The 16,223-nt window shown below is 41.9% G+C and carries 17 protein-coding genes; 13 read left to right on the forward strand and 4 right to left on the reverse strand.

Going from position 1 to position 16,223, the window contains the following annotated elements:
• Positions 1–55 precede the first annotated feature (55 nt).
• The 3 genes from BMW53_RS16235 to BMW53_RS16245 all read right to left on the reverse strand — a co-directional run bounded on the left by BMW53_RS16235 (position 56) and on the right by BMW53_RS16245 (position 1,669).
• Positions 56–229 (reverse strand): MarR family transcriptional regulator, encoded by a 174-nt coding sequence (locus tag BMW53_RS16235; RefSeq protein ID WP_074780982.1) that lies wholly within the window; start codon positions 227–229, stop codon positions 56–58.
• 11 nt (positions 230–240) lie between these two features.
• The gene (locus BMW53_RS16240; RefSeq protein WP_038559899.1) at positions 241–819 is read right to left on the reverse strand and encodes a superoxide dismutase; all 579 of its coding nucleotides are present in this window, start codon (positions 817–819) and stop codon (positions 241–243) included.
• Positions 820–1,069: 250 nt separating this feature from the next.
• Positions 1,070–1,669: a superoxide dismutase gene (locus BMW53_RS16245; protein ID WP_038559897.1), complete on the reverse strand. Its 600-nt coding sequence runs from the start codon at positions 1,667–1,669 to the stop codon at positions 1,070–1,072.
• Positions 1,670–1,951: 282 nt separating this feature from the next.
• Between BMW53_RS16245 and BMW53_RS16250 the strand changes: the two genes are divergently transcribed.
• The gene (locus BMW53_RS16250; RefSeq protein WP_074780984.1) at positions 1,952–3,253 is read left to right on the forward strand and encodes an MATE family efflux transporter; all 1,302 of its coding nucleotides are present in this window, start codon (positions 1,952–1,954) and stop codon (positions 3,251–3,253) included.
• 145 nt (positions 3,254–3,398) lie between these two features.
• Here the strand turns inward: BMW53_RS16250 and BMW53_RS16255 are convergent, their stop codons facing one another.
• Positions 3,399–4,157, reverse strand: coding sequence for an SGNH/GDSL hydrolase family protein (locus tag BMW53_RS16255; protein ID WP_038564905.1), 759 nt, complete (start codon positions 4,155–4,157; stop codon positions 3,399–3,401).
• A gap of 185 nt (positions 4,158–4,342) precedes the next feature.
• On the opposite strand from BMW53_RS16255, the gene BMW53_RS16260 reads away from it, so the two are divergent.
• From BMW53_RS16260 to BMW53_RS16315, 12 genes are all read left to right on the forward strand, one after another.
• Complete coding sequence (locus BMW53_RS16260; RefSeq protein ID WP_038559894.1) at positions 4,343–4,780, forward strand: PaaI family thioesterase; 438 nt, start codon at positions 4,343–4,345, stop codon at positions 4,778–4,780.
• On the forward strand, positions 4,770–5,894 hold the full coding sequence (locus BMW53_RS16265; RefSeq protein WP_038559891.1) for a chorismate-binding protein: 1,125 nt from the start codon (positions 4,770–4,772) through the stop codon (positions 5,892–5,894). Before BMW53_RS16260 ends, BMW53_RS16265 begins: the two co-directional genes overlap by 11 nt.
• The gene (gene menD, locus BMW53_RS16270; protein WP_038559888.1) at positions 5,881–7,569 is read left to right on the forward strand and encodes a 2-succinyl-5-enolpyruvyl-6-hydroxy-3-cyclohexene-1-carboxylic-acid synthase; all 1,689 of its coding nucleotides are present in this window, start codon (positions 5,881–5,883) and stop codon (positions 7,567–7,569) included. Before BMW53_RS16265 ends, menD begins: the two co-directional genes overlap by 14 nt.
• A gap of 20 nt (positions 7,570–7,589) precedes the next feature.
• A complete protein-coding gene (menB, locus tag BMW53_RS16275) occupies positions 7,590–8,414 on the forward strand; it encodes a 1,4-dihydroxy-2-naphthoyl-CoA synthase (protein WP_038559885.1) in 825 nt (274 codons plus the stop codon).
• Positions 8,415–8,639: 225 nt separating this feature from the next.
• Positions 8,640–9,545 (forward strand): 1,4-dihydroxy-2-naphthoate polyprenyltransferase, encoded by a 906-nt coding sequence (locus BMW53_RS16280; protein ID WP_038559882.1) that lies wholly within the window; start codon positions 8,640–8,642, stop codon positions 9,543–9,545.
• Positions 9,542–10,570, forward strand: coding sequence for an o-succinylbenzoate synthase (gene menC / locus BMW53_RS16285; protein WP_038559879.1), 1,029 nt, complete (start codon positions 9,542–9,544; stop codon positions 10,568–10,570). The genes BMW53_RS16280 and menC overlap by 4 nt, the downstream gene beginning before the upstream one ends.
• Positions 10,570–11,625 (forward strand): AMP-binding protein, encoded by a 1,056-nt coding sequence (locus BMW53_RS16290; RefSeq protein WP_038559876.1) that lies wholly within the window; start codon positions 10,570–10,572, stop codon positions 11,623–11,625. The genes menC and BMW53_RS16290 overlap by 1 nt, the downstream gene beginning before the upstream one ends.
• Before the next feature lie 89 nt (positions 11,626–11,714).
• Positions 11,715–12,524: a ZIP family metal transporter gene (locus tag BMW53_RS16295; RefSeq protein ID WP_038559872.1), complete on the forward strand. Its 810-nt coding sequence runs from the start codon at positions 11,715–11,717 to the stop codon at positions 12,522–12,524.
• Between the two features lie 88 nt (positions 12,525–12,612).
• Positions 12,613–12,978, forward strand: coding sequence for a DUF2200 domain-containing protein (locus BMW53_RS16300; RefSeq protein ID WP_038559866.1), 366 nt, complete (start codon positions 12,613–12,615; stop codon positions 12,976–12,978).
• Positions 12,979–13,131: 153 nt separating this feature from the next.
• Complete coding sequence (locus tag BMW53_RS16305) at positions 13,132–14,259, forward strand: serine hydrolase domain-containing protein (RefSeq protein ID WP_038559856.1); 1,128 nt, start codon at positions 13,132–13,134, stop codon at positions 14,257–14,259.
• Between the two features lie 127 nt (positions 14,260–14,386).
• Complete coding sequence (locus BMW53_RS16310) at positions 14,387–14,923, forward strand: DUF2284 domain-containing protein (RefSeq protein WP_038559850.1); 537 nt, start codon at positions 14,387–14,389, stop codon at positions 14,921–14,923.
• Positions 14,924–15,003: 80 nt separating this feature from the next.
• The gene (locus BMW53_RS16315; protein ID WP_038559849.1) at positions 15,004–16,215 is read left to right on the forward strand and encodes a cation:proton antiporter; all 1,212 of its coding nucleotides are present in this window, start codon (positions 15,004–15,006) and stop codon (positions 16,213–16,215) included.
• Positions 16,216–16,223: the final 8 nt, after the last annotated feature.

The following is a 16,223-nucleotide window of genomic DNA, read 5'->3' on the forward strand; positions in this document are numbered from 1 at the left end:
ACGATTTAGATGATAATGAGGGTCTCACTTCGAGTGAGGCCCTCATTTGTTTTTGCTATTTTGGTTCCCAAAAGCAACGCTTTGGTGACACAATTTTTTCTTCGGCCTTCAGCACTTTCATTGCTTTATCCACTTCTTTTTTATCCAATCCTGAAGCTTCAGCAATTTCGCCGGCCTTCAACGGTTTTCCGGCAGCCTGCATGGCCGCCAAAACTTTTTCGGTACTCATCTTCTTCTTTTTTAAGCAAAACGTTCTGAAACCACTTTCCAGTCAACAATTTTCCAGAAATCGGCAACATAAGCCGGACGTGCATTTTGCTTATCCAGGTAGTAGGCATGCTCCCAAACATCGCAGGTAAGCAAAGGTTTTTTACCGTCGCGTAATGGATTACCGGCGTTACTTGTCTGAACGATTTCCAGCTCGCCGTTTTCATCAACTACCAACCATGCCCAGCCCGAACCAAACAAAGTAGCAGCTACTTTCGAGAATGCCTCTTTAAAAGCATCGAACGATCCGAATTTAGCATCGATAGCTGCTTTTAATTCATCCTTTGGTTCTTTACAGCCATCAGGACTAAATTGCATAAAATAGAACGTGTGGTTCCAAACCTGGGCTCCGTTATTAAAAATGCCACCGTCGGCTTTTTTAATAATATCTTCCAAACTTGCATTTTCAAACTCAGTTCCTTCAATCAGGTTATTTACGTTATTCACATAAGCCTGGTGGTGTTTTCCGTAGTGGAACTCGATTGTTTTTTCACTTATTACTGGTTCCAATGCATTATTTGCATACGGAAGTTTTGGTAAACTAAATGCCATAATTTTCCTTGTTTAAAGATTATTAATTTGATTTTTGTTTGCTAAAGGTACAACGTTTTTGGGGCAAAAAGGATTAGCCGGAGGTTTAATTTGGAAGGAGTTTAAATAAAATTAAATCGAAATCGAATCAACGTAAAGGTGGCAAAATAGCCTATAATTCTCACAATGAGAACTTTGGTTAACATAAAACACCACAAAAGCGCAATAAAAACCCCGGAGCCTCTGCTCCGGGGAAAAAACCAAAAATCAACTAACCTTTAAACCGCCTGGCGACTTCATCCCAGTTGATGAGATTCCAGAATGCATTCACATAATCCGGACGTCTGTTTTGGTAGTTCAGGTAATATGCATGTTCCCATACATCGATCCCCAAAATTGGAGTTCCCTGAACTTCGGCCACATCCATCAGCGGATTATCCTGATTGGGCGTAGACGAAACCACCAGCTTATTGTTTTGAAGAACCAACCATGCCCAACCCGACCCAAAGCGAGTCAAAGCTGCCTTGGTGAAGGCTTCCTGAAAATTTTCTATGCTTCCAAATGAATCATTTACTGCATCTAATAAAACTCCTTCCGGAGCTGGTGCACCACCCGGTGCAATTACTTCCCAGTACAAATTGTGGTTAAAAAAGCCACCACCGTTATTTCGTACTGCGGTTGATTGTGCAGACACGCCACTTAAAATTTCTTCAATTGATTTTCCTGCAAGATCAGTTCCTTCAACTGCTCCATTCAGGTTGTTTGTATAACCTGCGTGGTGCTTGCTGTGATGGATTTCCATCGTTCTTGCATCAATATGTGGCTCCAGTGCCGTGTAATCGTATCCTAATTTTGGTAATTCAAATGCCATATCTTATATTATTTAAAGATTTAAATATTCAAATATTCTTATTTCTCGTAAGCAAAAATATACGCTATTTAGAATTAATCCAAATCTTCGAATAATAAAACACATTGAAATCCTTTATTGTTCATAGAAGGAATTAATAAATACAGAACTTCAATAAATTAAACCATAGAACTGAGCTAAAATCCCGGTGTGCAGGCAGAATAAAAAGCGATATTTTTTATTTGCTTTTATCTTTTCAATGCCCAAATCAATAATATTACCTTTGCCCCTCAATAAAAAAGCATGAATAAAAGCATATTAAAACTTGCCCTTCCCAATATCATCAGTAACATAACTGTTCCGTTGCTGGGGTTGATCGATCTGGCCTTAATGGGACATCTGGGATCGGAAGTTTACATTGGCGCCATTTCGCTGGGAAGTGTAATTTTTAATATCATTTACTGGGGATTTGGTTTTCTGCGAATGAGCACCTCCGGTTTTACCGCGCAGGCTTTTGGCGAAAAAAAACCGACCGAAGCTATTACTATCCTGGTTCGCGCCCTGATACTAACTTTTATTATCAGCGTATTTATCCTGCTGCTGCAGTCGCCCATTGCCTGGGCAAGTTTTAAAGTGATAGGCGGAAGCCCGGAAGTTGAAAAGCTTGCCGAAGCCTATTTCCGAATCCGTGTTTGGGCCGCACCCGCTGCTTTAAGTTTGTTTGTTTTCAGCGGTTGGTTTTTGGGCATGCAAAATGCACGCTACCCAATGATTATTGCAATTCTGGTAAATATTGTAAATATCCTGCTGAGTGCCTTTTTTGTTTTTGGATTGAACATGAAATCAGATGGAGTTGCTTTGGGGACGGCTATTTCGCAGTATGTTGGATTGTTAACGGCTGTTATTTTGTTTCTCAGAAAATACCGGGAAATGCTACCGAAAGTCACAAAATCGGGCCTCATCGACCTTAAATTTTTATCGAATTTCGTTAAGGTAAATTCCGATATTTTCATCCGCACCTTTTGTATTATCGTTCTATTTACTTTTTTCACTTCGAAATCGGCCAGCATTAACGACACTATTCTTGCCGTTAACTCCATATTGCTTCAATTTTTAATGTTCTTTTCCTTTTTTATCGATGGATTTGCCTTTGCCGGCGAAGCATTGGTTGGGAAATTTATAGGCGCCAAACAAATTGAGAACTTAAAAAAGGTGGTAAAACTGCTGCTTTTCTGGGGACTGGGATTGGCATTAACATTTACCCTACTCTATTTAACCGGCACTAATTTCATTTTAAAACTACTCACCTCGCAAAAAGACGTGATAGAAACCGCCCAGCAATTTCTTATTTGGGTGGTACTTATTCCATTTGCCAGCGTGAGTTCCTTTATCTGGGACGGCATTTACATCGGCGCAACAGCATCGCGCCCCATGCGAAACAGCTTGTTGGTTTCCACCTTTCTGATTTTTGCACCGGTTTATTTTTTCTTAAACCCGGTATGGAATAATCACGCACTTTGGATGGGAATGCTGCTTTTTATGTTTTCGAGGGGAGTAATTTTATGGCTTCTTTACAAAAAAACGATATTGAAACCGTTGACTTAGAAAGTACAATATTGATTCGGAAAAATATCCAATACTCAATTTAGAATGCTCAATGATCAAGTATTCGAAATTGGATAAGGGATCCGATCCGTTTAATTTTGAACAAATACGGATCGGATCCTTTACAACAATCAATCCTATCCTGTTATTCACCAACCGCTTTCAGCCAGGCTGCAGCCATTAGCTGCGCACCAGCCATCGAAGGATGCACTCCATCAGGAGTCCAGTAGGTTCCCGGAGCGTGTTTTATTGCCTCATCAAATACTTGCTGAAAAGGTACCCAAATGGTTTCAAATTCGTCCGAAATCTTTTTCGCCGCTACCTGGTATTGTTTCATGGGTTCAATCCATGTTTCGTCAACGGCACTGGTTTCCAACACATAAAATGGCTCGCACAAAACCAGTTTCACACCGGGAAAAGCTTCCTGTGTGCGTTTTAGTAATGCACGATAATCATTCTCGTAAACCTCAATGGTACCGTCGTAATTTCCATTGCGGGTGTGCCAGTAATCATTCACTCCAATTAAAATACTCAGCACATCAGGGTTTAACTCCAGGCAATCTTTCTCCCAACGATCGGCCAGCTGGAAAACTTTATTTCCGCTGATACCACGATTATAAATGGTAAGCTGCTCTTCAGGATAGGCATTTAACAATTGTGAAGCCGCCAAAAGCGCATAACCGTTTCCGAACGACCAGGCCCGGTTGGCCGATTCATCTTGCCTGTCGCGACCGGCATCGGTTATCGAATCGCCCTGAAACAGCACTGTATCGCCTTTTGCAAAAATTGATTCCTTCTTTTGTTCCGGTTCCGAAACACATGCCGAAACAATACTTGTAATACTTGCAGCAGCCACGGCTCCTGCGGTCGATTTGTATAAGAAGTTTCTTCTTGAGATACTCATTTGGTTACTTTTAAGTTGATTTATAAAAAACAAAAGTAAAAATTTATGCCATCTGTTTAACATTTTCCAAAGGTTAAATACCTCTATTATCGACCTGATTTCAACAGGCAGATTAAAATTACAAAAGCCATTTGGGCAATTTTAAAAAACTATCCGTTATTTTAGTCTCGTTTTAGGATAGCACTATGGATTTTTCACAATTATCATTCGATACGCCGGTTGAATTGATCAATCAGGCCATAAAAGAAACCCTTGTTGGGAGCCTCGGAATTGAGATCACAAAAATTGAAGAGGGGAAGGTTGAGGGGATGCTGAATCTCTCGGCAAAAAACTCGCGACCGGGAGGCATTTTACACGGTGGTGCCAACCTTGCCATGGGCGAAACACTGGCCGGGTTAGGCAGCATGTTACTGGTTGACATGAATGCTTTCGATGTGTTGGGAATTATGGTAAGTGGCAATCACACAGGCGTGTTAAAAAAAGGCAAGGCGCTGGCGGTTGCAAAAATCGTTCACCGGGGCAAACAAACGCATGTGTGGAATGTTGATATCTGCAATGAAGAAGGGAGATTGATTTCATCTGTACGTGTTACCAATATGATTACTAAAAAGAATGACCGATAACGAAAGATTAATACATCTGATCGACGAACTCGTTAACAAAAACTGCTCTTTTGCCCTTTGGTCGGTGCCCGGAGACAAAACGCTTGAACTGCTGATTTCATGTCAGGAAGCGTTGTTTTATCCCAACGAGGTGAGCCGCTTAAACGGGCAGGAAGGATTTGTTTTTGCACCTTACCAGATCAGCGAGGAAACGCCGCTGATTCTGTTGAAACCGGATATTTACAAAACGGGAATTGAGGAAATCTTCAAATTAGATATGAATGATGTAAAAGTTTGCCAGAAAGAACAAACGAATTACACATCGCATTATGTAATTGAAAAGGAAGAATACCTTTCCGACATAGAGCAGACTGTTAATACCATAAAAAATACGAAACTGGCAAAAGCCATTGTTTCGCGAATTATTCCGGCAGAACGAAAAAATGAATCGCTGGGAAAATTATACACCCAGTTATTCGAACAAACGCCAAACGCTTTTGTGTATATGGTGAATCTGCCAAAAGCCGGTTTGTGGATGGGCGCTACTCCCGAGATTCTTTTAAAATCGGAAGGCAAAACAATGGAAACCGTTTCGCTGGCCGGAACGCAGCCCCGACTTTCGGGAACAGAATACGCCTGGAGCACCAAAGATATTGAAGAGCAAGCCTTTGTTTCGCGCTACCTGGTGGATCTGCTGTATCGTTTTAATATTCACCGCTATACCACACGCGGCCCCGAAACGCTGGAAAGCGGAAAGGTGGCACACCTGTTTACCAGTTTTCTGTTTGCCAAAAAGAAACTCGACCACTGTTTGGGTGATTTTATTGCCGAGCTGCATCCAACACCTGCCGTTTGTGGTTTCCCAAAATCGAAAGCAGATAAATTCATCCGCACCATCGAAAAACACGACAGGCGTTACTACAGCGGATTTCTTGGTCCGTGGCAACTTAAAGATTCAGTAAGATTATTTGTAAATTTGCGCTGCATGGAAATAATTCCGGAAAAATACATGCTTTATGCAGGTGGCGGAATTACTTCGCGGTCGGTTCCCGAAGAAGAATGGGAAGAGACCAACAACAAAGCAAAAACCTTGTTATCGGCAATAGAAGCTATACGACAGAATGATCTCAACTAAAAAACACGTTCAACAACTGGCAGCACTTCTTCATCAGAAGGGAATTAATGACGTGATTATTTCGCCCGGATCGAGAAACGGCCCAATGATAAGCACTTTTGTGGGAAGTGGTTTATTTAGTTGCCGAAATGTGGTTGACGAACGCAGTGCAGCTTATTTAGCAATGGGTTTGGCGCAAGCGTTGAAAAAACCTGTGGCAATTGTTTGCAGCTCGGGAACGGCAACACTGAATTATGCTCCGGCAATTGCAGAAGCTTACTATTTAAATATTCCGCTGATCGTAATAACTGCCGATCGTCCTGAGTACTGGATCGATCAACTCGAAAACCAGTGCATCAACCAGAGAGGGATTTATTCGAATTTTGTAAAAAAAGAATACAACCTTCCATTGGAAGAATCGGAAACCGAACTGTGGCAGGCTGCCCGCGAAATTAATGAGTGCCTGAATACTGCCGTTTCAGAAAAGCCTGCGCCCGTACATATTAATGTTCCGCTGGAAGAACCCTTGCATAATTTACTGGACGCAGAATTACCGGCGATAAAAGCAATCAATACTAAAAAATCAGCTTTAGAAATCAGTGAAGCAAGCCTGAAAAAGTTAGCTTCAGATTTTAACGATTCGAATAAAATACTGATACTGGCGGGGCAACAAAATGCCGATCCGGAACTGGAAAAGCTTCTTGCAGCGTTCATTGAAAAAACCGGTGCAGTTGTTTTGAAAGAACATTTGGCGAACCTGAACGATAAAAGTTTCTGCGGAAGTATCGATACGCTGATGGCAGCTATTTTAGAAGATATTCCGGCAGATTTTCAACCGGACATTCTGATCACTTTTGGCGGCCATTTTGTTTCAAAGTCGCTGAAACAGTTTTTGAGAAAAAACAAAGCCACTCAGCACTGGCACCTTTCGCCGGCCAACGATCATTACGATACTTACCAGTCGCTGACCGAAGTTGTGCAAACTGATGCAAAGACTTTTTTCGCACAGTTACTTCCTGAAGTCAACGAGAAAGGTACTGAATATTTGCAGCGCTGGGCAACCAAGGAAAACGAAGTCAATCAACTTCGCGATCAATATATTTCGGAAATCCCGTTTTCAGATTTGAAAGTGATTGCGGAATTTGGCCGTTTAATTCCCGAAAATTCGGTTGTGCACCTGGGCAACAGTTCTCCTGTTCGATACGCGTTAATTGCAGAATGGGCAAAAAACACCACTTTTTTTAGTAACCGCGGCACCAGCGGAATCGACGGTCCACTATCTACTGCAGTTGGTTATGCTTCTGTTTCTGAAAAAATAAATACTGTGTTGATCGGCGATTTATCGTTTTTCTACGATTCGAATGCACTTTGGAACAATTACCTTGGCGAAAACTTACGAATTATCGTAATCAATAACGGTGGTGGAAACATTTTTAGCCTCATAAAAGGACCGGGTGAATCACCCGCTTTCCAGCAGCATTTTTATGCCGAAAACAAATGCAAAGCACAAGGCATTGCCCAAACATTTGGGCTGGATTATTTGAGTGCTGAGAATGAAGTAGAATTAAAAGAATCGCTCACAGAATTATATTCCCCAACAAGAAAAACACCGACAATCCTGGAAGTTTTCACCGATGCAGAAGTGAACACAAAAACATTTCGGGGCCTTTTTAAGTTTGTAAAACAATTGCAGTAAATACAAAAACAATATACACAATGAGTACAAAAAGACAATGGGAAACCATTAAAGAATACGAGGATATCTTTTTCGATTATTACGATGGAATTGGCAAAATCACCATCAACCGTGAGCAGGTGCGTAATGCGTTCCGCCCAACAACGGTAAACAACATTAGCGATGCTTTGCACATTTGCCGCGAAGACAACCGTATAAATGTAATTGTGTTTACAGGTGCCGGCGACAAAGCGTTTTGCTCGGGTGGCGACCAGAATGTAAAGGGCACAGGTGGTTACATCGACGAAAATGGTATTCCAAGATTGAACATCCTTGAAGTGCAGAAACAAATTCGCAGCATGCCAAAGCCGGTAATTGCCATGGTGAATGGTTATGCCATTGGAGGCGGCCACGTACTGCATGTGGTTTGCGATATAAGTATTGCCAGCGAAAATGCCATATTTGGGCAAACCGGACCTAAAGTGGGTAGCTTCGATGCAGGTTTGGGATCGTCGTATCTGGCCAGTGTTGTGGGACAAAAGAAAGCCCGCGAAATTTGGTTTATGTGCCGTCAATACTCAGCTGCCGAAGCACTTGAAATGGGACTGGTAAACAAAGTTGTTCCGTTCGATCAGCTGGAAGACGAAGTGGTTGCCTGGGCTCAAAAAATGCAGGAACACAGTCCGCTGGCACTGCGTATGCTAAAACTTGGGTTGAACGCCGAACTCGATGGACAAATCGGAATTCAGGAGTTTGCCGGAAACGCCACCTTACTGTACTACCTCACCGAGGAAGCGCAGGAGGGAAAACATGCCTTCCTGGAAAAACGCAAACCTGACTTTAAAAAGTATCCGAAATTTCCGTAAAAAGTTTCAAGTTACAAGTTACAAGTTGAGCGAAGCGAAGAGACTGCGTATAAAGTCAATAATATGAAAATTGAACTTTCATCTTATAAGTTTCAGCCCCTCCCGACCTCCCAAAAGGGGAGGTGAAGTCCCCTTCGGGGGATTTTGGGGGTTAGTCACACCTGCAACGTCGGAAAATCCAGTAGTTAATATCAAGAATCCAGTATCAAGCATCTAGTATCAAGTATGGCAACCACGAAAAGTTGGGTAAAAGCAGCACGGTTACGCACCCTGCCTCTAGCATTGTCGGGCATTCTTATGGGCTCGGCACTGGCCGCATTTTGGCATGGGTTTAACTGGATTGTTTTTATCCTGGCCATTTTAACGGCTACACTCATTCAGGTGTTTTCGAACTTTGCCAACGACTATGGCGATTTTCAAAAAGGCACCGACAATCATCAGCGTTTAGGCCCAACACGAACCATGCAAGGCGGAGAAATCACCATTAAAGAAATGAAATCCGGAATGTTTGTTGTTGCCGGATTAAGTTTTCTGTTGGGAATTATTTTAGTGTTTGCCGGAACATGGCACCACAGTCCAACGGCATTTTTTGTGTTTATCGGGCTCGGAATTCTGGCACTTTTAGCCGCCTATTTTTATACAGCTGGCAAACGTTCGTACGGTTACATTGGTCTGGGCGATTTGTTTGTATTTCTGTTTTTCGGTTTGCTGCCCGTAATCGGCGTTTTTTACCTGCACAACAATGCTATAGAAACCGCAGTTTGGCTGCCGGCCATCAGTATGGGATTATTCAGTACCGGCGTTTTGAACCTGAACAATACCCGCGACATTGATAACGACAAACAGTCGGGTAAAATTACAATCGCCGTAAAACTAGGGCCATTTAAAAGCCGGATTTACCACGCCACAATTATTTTGCTGGGCTGGCTGGCACTGATTATTTTTACGGTTCAGCAACAAAATACACTTTGGCAATGGTTGTTTCTTTTGGTATTGCCGGTTTCAATTAGCGACCTGGTAAAAATTTTCCGCATAAAAGACAGTCGCCAGCTTGACCCGTTTTTAAAACGCCTGGCACTGCAAACTTTGGCTTTAACACTACTTTTCTCGCTTGGATTGATATTATCATGATAAAAGCCCGTTACAAAAAATATGAACTGCATTTTAAGCAACCTGCCGGCACATCGCGGGGCGTGTTAAAAACGCGCACGGTTTGGTATCTGTTTTTGGAAGAAAACGGAGCGACGGGGCTTGGTGAATGTGCGCCGCTTCCCGGATTAAGCATTGAAACGCCGGAACAAGTTGAAGAGCAGTTGGAAAAAATAGGCAACGATCCAGCACATTTCATCCATAATATCGATTTACTACAAGATGTTCCATCCCTGAAATTTGCATTGGAATGTGCACTTCTTGATTTGAAAAACGGCGGAAAACACGAACCATTTCCATCGGCTTTTACACGTGGCGAGGAAGGTATCCCAATTAACGGACTAATTTGGATGAATGATATTGAAAACATGCAACACCAGATAGAAGATAAACTGGCAGCCGGTTTTCGATGTATAAAACTAAAAATCGGAGCTAAAGATTTTGAGCAGGAACTGGCGCTTTTGAAAGCTGTTCGCGAGCAATTCTCCAACGATGAAATTATTCTTCGGGTAGATGCCAACGGTGCATTCAATGCGGAATCTGCTCCCGACAAATTGAAACGACTTGCCGAGTTGCAATTGCATTCCATTGAACAACCGATACGTGCAGGGCAGTGGAAGGAAATGGCTAAATTGTGCAAAACCACTCCCCTGCCGATTGCTCTTGATGAAGAACTGATTGGCATAAACAAACGCGAGAAAAAAATACAATTACTTGATACAATCCATCCGCAATTTTTGGTGTTAAAGCCAAGTTTGCACGGTGGCATTTCTGGTTGTAACGAATGGATTGAACTGGCGAACGAACGTTCCATTGGTTGGTGGATTACCTCGTACCTGGAGTCGAATATCGGGCTAAATGCGATTGCGCAGTGGGCTTTTACAAAAAATACCAAAATACACCAGGGACTGGGAACCGGCCGGCTTTTTACCAATAACATTGAATCGCCACTTGAAATTCGTGGCGAAAAACTGTGGTTCAACACAAGCAAAACCTTCGAAATGTAATGGAACTTTTCCCATCACATATTACCATAAACGGGCAAGCGGAAAGCATAAAAGAATTGCTTCAACAAAAATCCGATGCCGAATGGAAACAAAGCTGGTTGGATTTTGTAGCGGAGTGGTACAATGCAAACGATTACATCGAAGTGCAAACTTCGGGAAGTACCGGAACTCCAAAAACAATAACGCTAAAAAAAGATTTTGTAGCTGCCAGTGCCCTGCGCACCATTCGCTTTTTTGATTTGCACGAAGGCGACCGCATATTGCATTGTCTGCCCAGCCGTTACATTGCCGGGAAACTAATGACAGTGCGCGCCCTTTTTGGCAAACTCGATTTGCTTCTTGTTGATCCGACTTCGGACTTTGCTGCTTTGCCAAACGACAAGCCGGTAAAATTTGCGGCTATGGTAATTAACCAGGTAATAAAATACCTGGCGCTGCCGGAGCAAAACATTAAAAACCTGCTGATCGGTGGTTCAGCCATTCCGAAACCGTTGGAAGAGCAACTGCAGCAAATTTCAACACAATGTTATTCGAGTTATGCCATGACCGAAACGGCAACCCACATTGCCCTGCGCAAATTAAATGGCAGCAACAAAACCAACAGCTACCAGTGCCTCGATGCTATTTCGGTGGAGTTGGATGAACGCGATTGTATTCGTATTTTAATGCCAGGGCTTGAAAACGGAGCCATTCAAACCAATGATTTGGGTGAATTAATAGATCGCTATCATTTTAAAGTGCTGGGCCGCATTGACAATGTCATCATTTCAGGAGGCATAAAATTTCTGCCCGAACAAATTGAGGGGAAGCTGGCAAAAGCAATGCCCCTTCCCTATATCATTGGGTCAACCCCCGACGAGAAACTTGGCGAGCAACTAATTCTGTTAATTGAAGGTAACGCTGATGATGAAATTAAAACCATCATTCAAAACCATTGCAATAAACTGCTTTCAAAATACGAGCAACCAAAAGATATCCGATTTATCGAAAAACTTCCACGCACCGAAAACGGGAAGATAAACCGGAAAAATTTGAAAATGTTTCTAAAAAATTAAACCACCGGAAAAGCTTGCTTATGGCTAGCTGAACAATAATTTTGTTAATTTTGTTTTAACCTATTCGACAAAATTGAAACAGGAATCAAATGGAAAAATTATTAGAATATAATCCGATACTTCTGGCTCTTGGCGCAACTCTTTTCACCTGGTTTTTAACCGCTGCCGGTGCCTCTATGGTATTTTTCTTTAAATCGATAAACAAAAAAGTATTGAATTCGATGCTTGGGTTTGCTGCCGGGGTGATGATTGCGGCCAGCTTTTGGTCGCTGTTGAAACCGGCAATCGAAATGGCAGAAGCGCAAGGCGAATTGCCCTGGAAGCCTGCCGTAATAGGATTTCTGGCGGGAGGTGCTTTTCTGTTGTTGATCGATAAAATTCTGCCTCACCTTCACCTTGGTTTGTCAATCGATAAAGCCGAAGGGATTCCAACAACCTGGCAACGAAGCATACTTTTGGTGCTGGCCATTACTTTACACAATGTGCCTGAAGGACTGGCTGTGGGTGTTGCATTTGGTGCGCTGGCCAATAATCCCGATGTAGGCCTACTAACCGGAGCCGTTGCATTAGCCTTGGGTATCGGGCTTCAAAATTTCCCCGAGGGAGCTGCAGTCTCTATTCCGCTGCGCCGCGAAGGACTTTCGCGCAGGAAAGCTTTTAATTACGGTCAGCTGTCAGGAATTGTTGAACCAATGGCCGGAGTATTGGGGGCTTACCTGGTTTTAACCATCGAACCGCTGTTGCCGTATGCACTGTCGTTTGCTGCCGGAGCAATGATTTTTGTGGTGGTTGAAGAATTGATTCCTGAATCGCAACGAGGCAACGAAACCGATTTATCGACCATTGGTGCCATGTTGGGGTTTGCCACCATGATGCTGCTGGATGTGGCTTTGGGCTAGAACACTTTTTATTTGTGTTTAAATGTTCGGGGAAGCTTTTTCGCCTCTACCAGTGGATGAACATTAGAAACCAAAGAATATTACACAGATGAAAACGACACCGGAACATAACAAGAAAATAGCAGAAATGACCTTTGCTGCTGTATATCCGCACTATGTTACAAAAGTGGAGAAAAAAGGAAGAACGAAAGAAGAGCTACACCAGGTAATAGAATGGTTGACCGGTTTCGATGAAGCAGGTCTGCAGGAAATGATCGACGAGAAGGTGACATTTGAGACTTTTTTTGAAAGAGCAAACCTGAACCCAAATGCAGAATTAATTAAGGGAGTAATTTGCGGATACCGGATTGAGGAAATTGATAACGTTCTGACCAAACAGGTACGGTATTTAGATAAGCTTGTTGACGAACTGGCAAAAGGCAAAAAGATGGAGAAGATATTTCGGGAGAAGTAAATTGTTGATCTTCACCTCATCTCACAATAAAATATCTTCAATTTTTATCATACTTTCACTCGCTGCGTACCATGTTTAACCGGTATAAAGCTTAATGTACTTTAATCATACAATTTTGGGAAGTCACCTTAACAATCCTAACATAAAGTTTCAATGAAAAGAATTTTATCCATTATACTTCTATCATTTGGAAGTTTGATACTTTGCTCAGGTCAAAGTTTTAATAACGATTTAGAATGTAAAGAGTCGAAAAATAATTTCATTCACCAAACTGACTCCCTGGTGGTTGAAAAAATGGACAACTATAACATTCCCGGACTTGCAATAGGATTAGTAGCAAAAGACACCATCTTGTATGCAGCTGGCTACGGTATAAAAAGCATCAAAAATCCGCAGCCAGTTAATGAAAACACAATATTCCACACTGCTTCAGTAAGTAAATTATTTACGGCCCAGGCAATGATGATGCTAGTTGAAAATGGGGAAATTTCGTTGAACGAAAAACTTTTAAGTATAATTCCTGAATTAAATCATACAGACCAAAGAGTTGAAGATATTACAATTCTAAATCTTTTAAATCACACATCGGGTTTGCCGGATGTTCACAACTATCATTGGGGCAATAATAATCAATCTGAAAAAAGTCTTGAAGATTACATTTTAAGTCTTAATCTGAAACTAAAATCAGAACCATCAACACAATATATCTACAGTAATTTGGGATATAATATCCTGGGATATATCATTGAGAAATTAACAAATACGTCTTTTGATAATTACCTGAAAGAAAATATTTTAAATGCATATGGCATGAATAGCAGTGATTTCAGGTATTTTAAAATCCCCGATTCGCTGAAAACCTCACCACATTCAAAACATTGGATTACCGGCAAAATATACGAACTCAAAACTTACCCCTACACCAGGGAGCACGCACCGAGCAGTACGCTAAATTCTTCAGCAACTGATTTATGTAAATGGATGATTTCATTTATGAAAATGCTTGATAGCGGTAATTCCGAGAATGTTTTCGATGAAATGACCGAACCAGGTTTCAGTGCATATCCACATATTGGACTGGGCTTTCAACTAAGCAAGGTTGAATCAAGAAAAGCAATTGGTCATTATGGTGGAGACAAGGGATTTAGAAGTTATTTACTAATGATACCTGAAGAAAAAATAGGTTTGGTTCTTTTAGCAAATTGCGACTACGAAGAAGATTTTAGACAGGAAATCATACATCAAATAGCAAAACGAATGCTAACTTGTGGTAATTTTTAACAGTGAAGTATTAAGAAGTAAGAGTGTAGTCATCTGATTGCCTATAATTTTAAAGAAACTTACCAATACTTTTGTTAGTATAAATTAATTTTCAGACAGAGCTTAAATCGAAAATTAAACCAACAACATGACTAACAAAAACCAAATAGAAAAACTGCTGCGCGAACAGGAATTGACCGATTACAAATGGATCGATCCGAAAGAAATTGTAGTGGCACAGTGGGTACGTGTAAAATGTTATTTTGGCTGTAGCGATTACGGTCTTGGTTCGTGTCCGCCAAATACGCCGTCGGTAAGCGAGTGCGAGCGTTTCTTTAAGGAATACAAAAGCGCGCTGATTATTAAACTGCATAAATTTGCTGATAAAGATGCTTATCCATCCGACTGGTCGCGGGAAATGACCCACAAACTTTTGGGCCTTGAACGGGCTATATTTCTAATGAACCATCCAAAAGTTTTTCTGCTTAACCAAACCTGTTGCACCTTGTGCAGCGACTGTTCGGGTAACCGCATCGATTGCCACGACAAAAGAAACGCCCGACCCAGCCCCGAAAGTTTTGCGGTAGATGTGTACCAAACCGTACAAAAAGTGGGCATGGAAATTAATGTGGTGGCCAACAACCCCGGCGATATGAACCGAATTGCCATACTTCTAATTGAATAAACCGCACATCTGAAAACCATCTGCAAGCTGAATGGTTATTTTATAAAGGCCCTTTAAAAGACCGCAAAAAATAACTTTTTATGAACGTAATTTTAAGTATTGGTCTCTTAATTTTCACCGGATATCTGTTGGGCGAACTCGCCGAAAAAATAAAACTCCCCAAAATATCAGGGTACATCCTTGCAGGAATTCTGCTAAATCCCGATCTCTCGGGAATCATGTCGAACGAATTTGTCGGGCACACCGATCCGCTGCTATCAGTTTCTTTGTCGTTCATCACCTTTTCAATTGGCGGTTCGTTATCGGCTAAAAAACTACGCGCCACCGGAAAAACCATATTCTTTCTCACGCTGTTCGAATCGTTGTTCGCCTTTTTAATGGTGTTTCTATTCATGTTTCTGAGTTTACGTTTTTTTATGCCTGCCTTTCAATCAACAAGCGTAGCGCTAGCCGTTAGCCTGGTGTTGGCATCGCTGGCTGCACCAACCGATCCATCGGCCACACTGGCCGTAATTCACGAATACAAAGCCAAAGGCGAAGTCAGTTCAACCATGCTCGAAATTGCTGCTTTCGACGATATTGTGGGAATTGTTATTTACACATTGGTTACCGCTTTTGCCGCATTCTTTTTGGGCAGCACTGATATTGAAATCGGTAATACTATTCTGGATTTAGGCATTGATGTTGGCGGAGCGATTCTCATCGGCGTTGTAATTGGTTTTGTATTTCAGCTCATCACTAAAATTTTTAGCAAGCAGGAAGAAGGAACCCTCATCGTTCTAACGTTCGGAGCCATATTGATGAGTTACGGAATTTCAGAATATTTTGGTTTTGAGTCGCTGCTTTCCACTATAGCGTTGGGAGCCGTTGTTGCCAATTTTAATCCGCTCTCGGAAAAAATATTTAAACTCATTGAACGCTACACCGACGAACTGATTTTTGTGATTTTCTTTACGCTATCAGGATTACATTTGCAATTGTCATCAATTACCGGCAGTTATGTGCTCATCGGTATTTATATAATCGCACGGATGATCGGTAAGTTTACCGGTATTTACAGTGGTTCGCTCCTATTCAGCACCAGCCCGAAAGTGAAAAAATACACGGCCGGCGGACTAATTCCACAAGGCGGAATTGTTATTGGCCTGGCGCTGTTGCTCACCAAAGATCCTGTTTTTAAAGATACCGGTTCGATGATCATGGGAGTTGTTATTGGGGCTGCACTGATTCATGAAATTATTGGCCCGATTTCCTCGCGCTTATCGTTGAAGAAAGCTGGTGAGGTAGAGTAATAGACAAG

This window comes from Draconibacterium orientale (assembly GCF_900111425.1).
Classification (GTDB): Bacteria; Bacteroidota; Bacteroidia; order Bacteroidales; family Prolixibacteraceae; genus Draconibacterium; species Draconibacterium orientale.

Coding starts and splice junctions, on each gene's coding strand:
- BMW53_RS16235 (WP_074780982.1), bottom strand. CDS start 229: ATGAGTACCGAAAAAGTTTTGGCGGCCATGCAGGCTGCCGGAAAACCG.
- BMW53_RS16240 (WP_038559899.1), bottom strand. CDS start 819: ATGGCATTTAGTTTACCAAAACTTCCGTATGCAAATAATGCATTGGAA.
- BMW53_RS16245 (WP_038559897.1), bottom strand. CDS start 1,669: ATGGCATTTGAATTACCAAAATTAGGATACGATTACACGGCACTGGAG.
- BMW53_RS16250 (WP_074780984.1), top strand. CDS start 1,952: ATGAATAAAAGCATATTAAAACTTGCCCTTCCCAATATCATCAGTAAC.
- BMW53_RS16255 (WP_038564905.1), bottom strand. CDS start 4,157: ATGAGTATCTCAAGAAGAAACTTCTTATACAAATCGACCGCAGGAGCC.
- BMW53_RS16260 (WP_038559894.1), top strand. CDS start 4,343: ATGGATTTTTCACAATTATCATTCGATACGCCGGTTGAATTGATCAAT.
- BMW53_RS16265 (WP_038559891.1), top strand. CDS start 4,770: ATGACCGATAACGAAAGATTAATACATCTGATCGACGAACTCGTTAAC.
- menD (WP_038559888.1), top strand. CDS start 5,881: ATGATCTCAACTAAAAAACACGTTCAACAACTGGCAGCACTTCTTCAT.
- menB (WP_038559885.1), top strand. CDS start 7,590: ATGAGTACAAAAAGACAATGGGAAACCATTAAAGAATACGAGGATATC.
- BMW53_RS16280 (WP_038559882.1), top strand. CDS start 8,640: ATGGCAACCACGAAAAGTTGGGTAAAAGCAGCACGGTTACGCACCCTG.
- menC (WP_038559879.1), top strand. CDS start 9,542: ATGATAAAAGCCCGTTACAAAAAATATGAACTGCATTTTAAGCAACCT.
- BMW53_RS16290 (WP_038559876.1), top strand. CDS start 10,570: ATGGAACTTTTCCCATCACATATTACCATAAACGGGCAAGCGGAAAGC.
- BMW53_RS16295 (WP_038559872.1), top strand. CDS start 11,715: ATGGAAAAATTATTAGAATATAATCCGATACTTCTGGCTCTTGGCGCA.
- BMW53_RS16300 (WP_038559866.1), top strand. CDS start 12,613: ATGAAAACGACACCGGAACATAACAAGAAAATAGCAGAAATGACCTTT.
- BMW53_RS16305 (WP_038559856.1), top strand. CDS start 13,132: ATGAAAAGAATTTTATCCATTATACTTCTATCATTTGGAAGTTTGATA.
- BMW53_RS16310 (WP_038559850.1), top strand. CDS start 14,387: ATGACTAACAAAAACCAAATAGAAAAACTGCTGCGCGAACAGGAATTG.
- BMW53_RS16315 (WP_038559849.1), top strand. CDS start 15,004: ATGAACGTAATTTTAAGTATTGGTCTCTTAATTTTCACCGGATATCTG.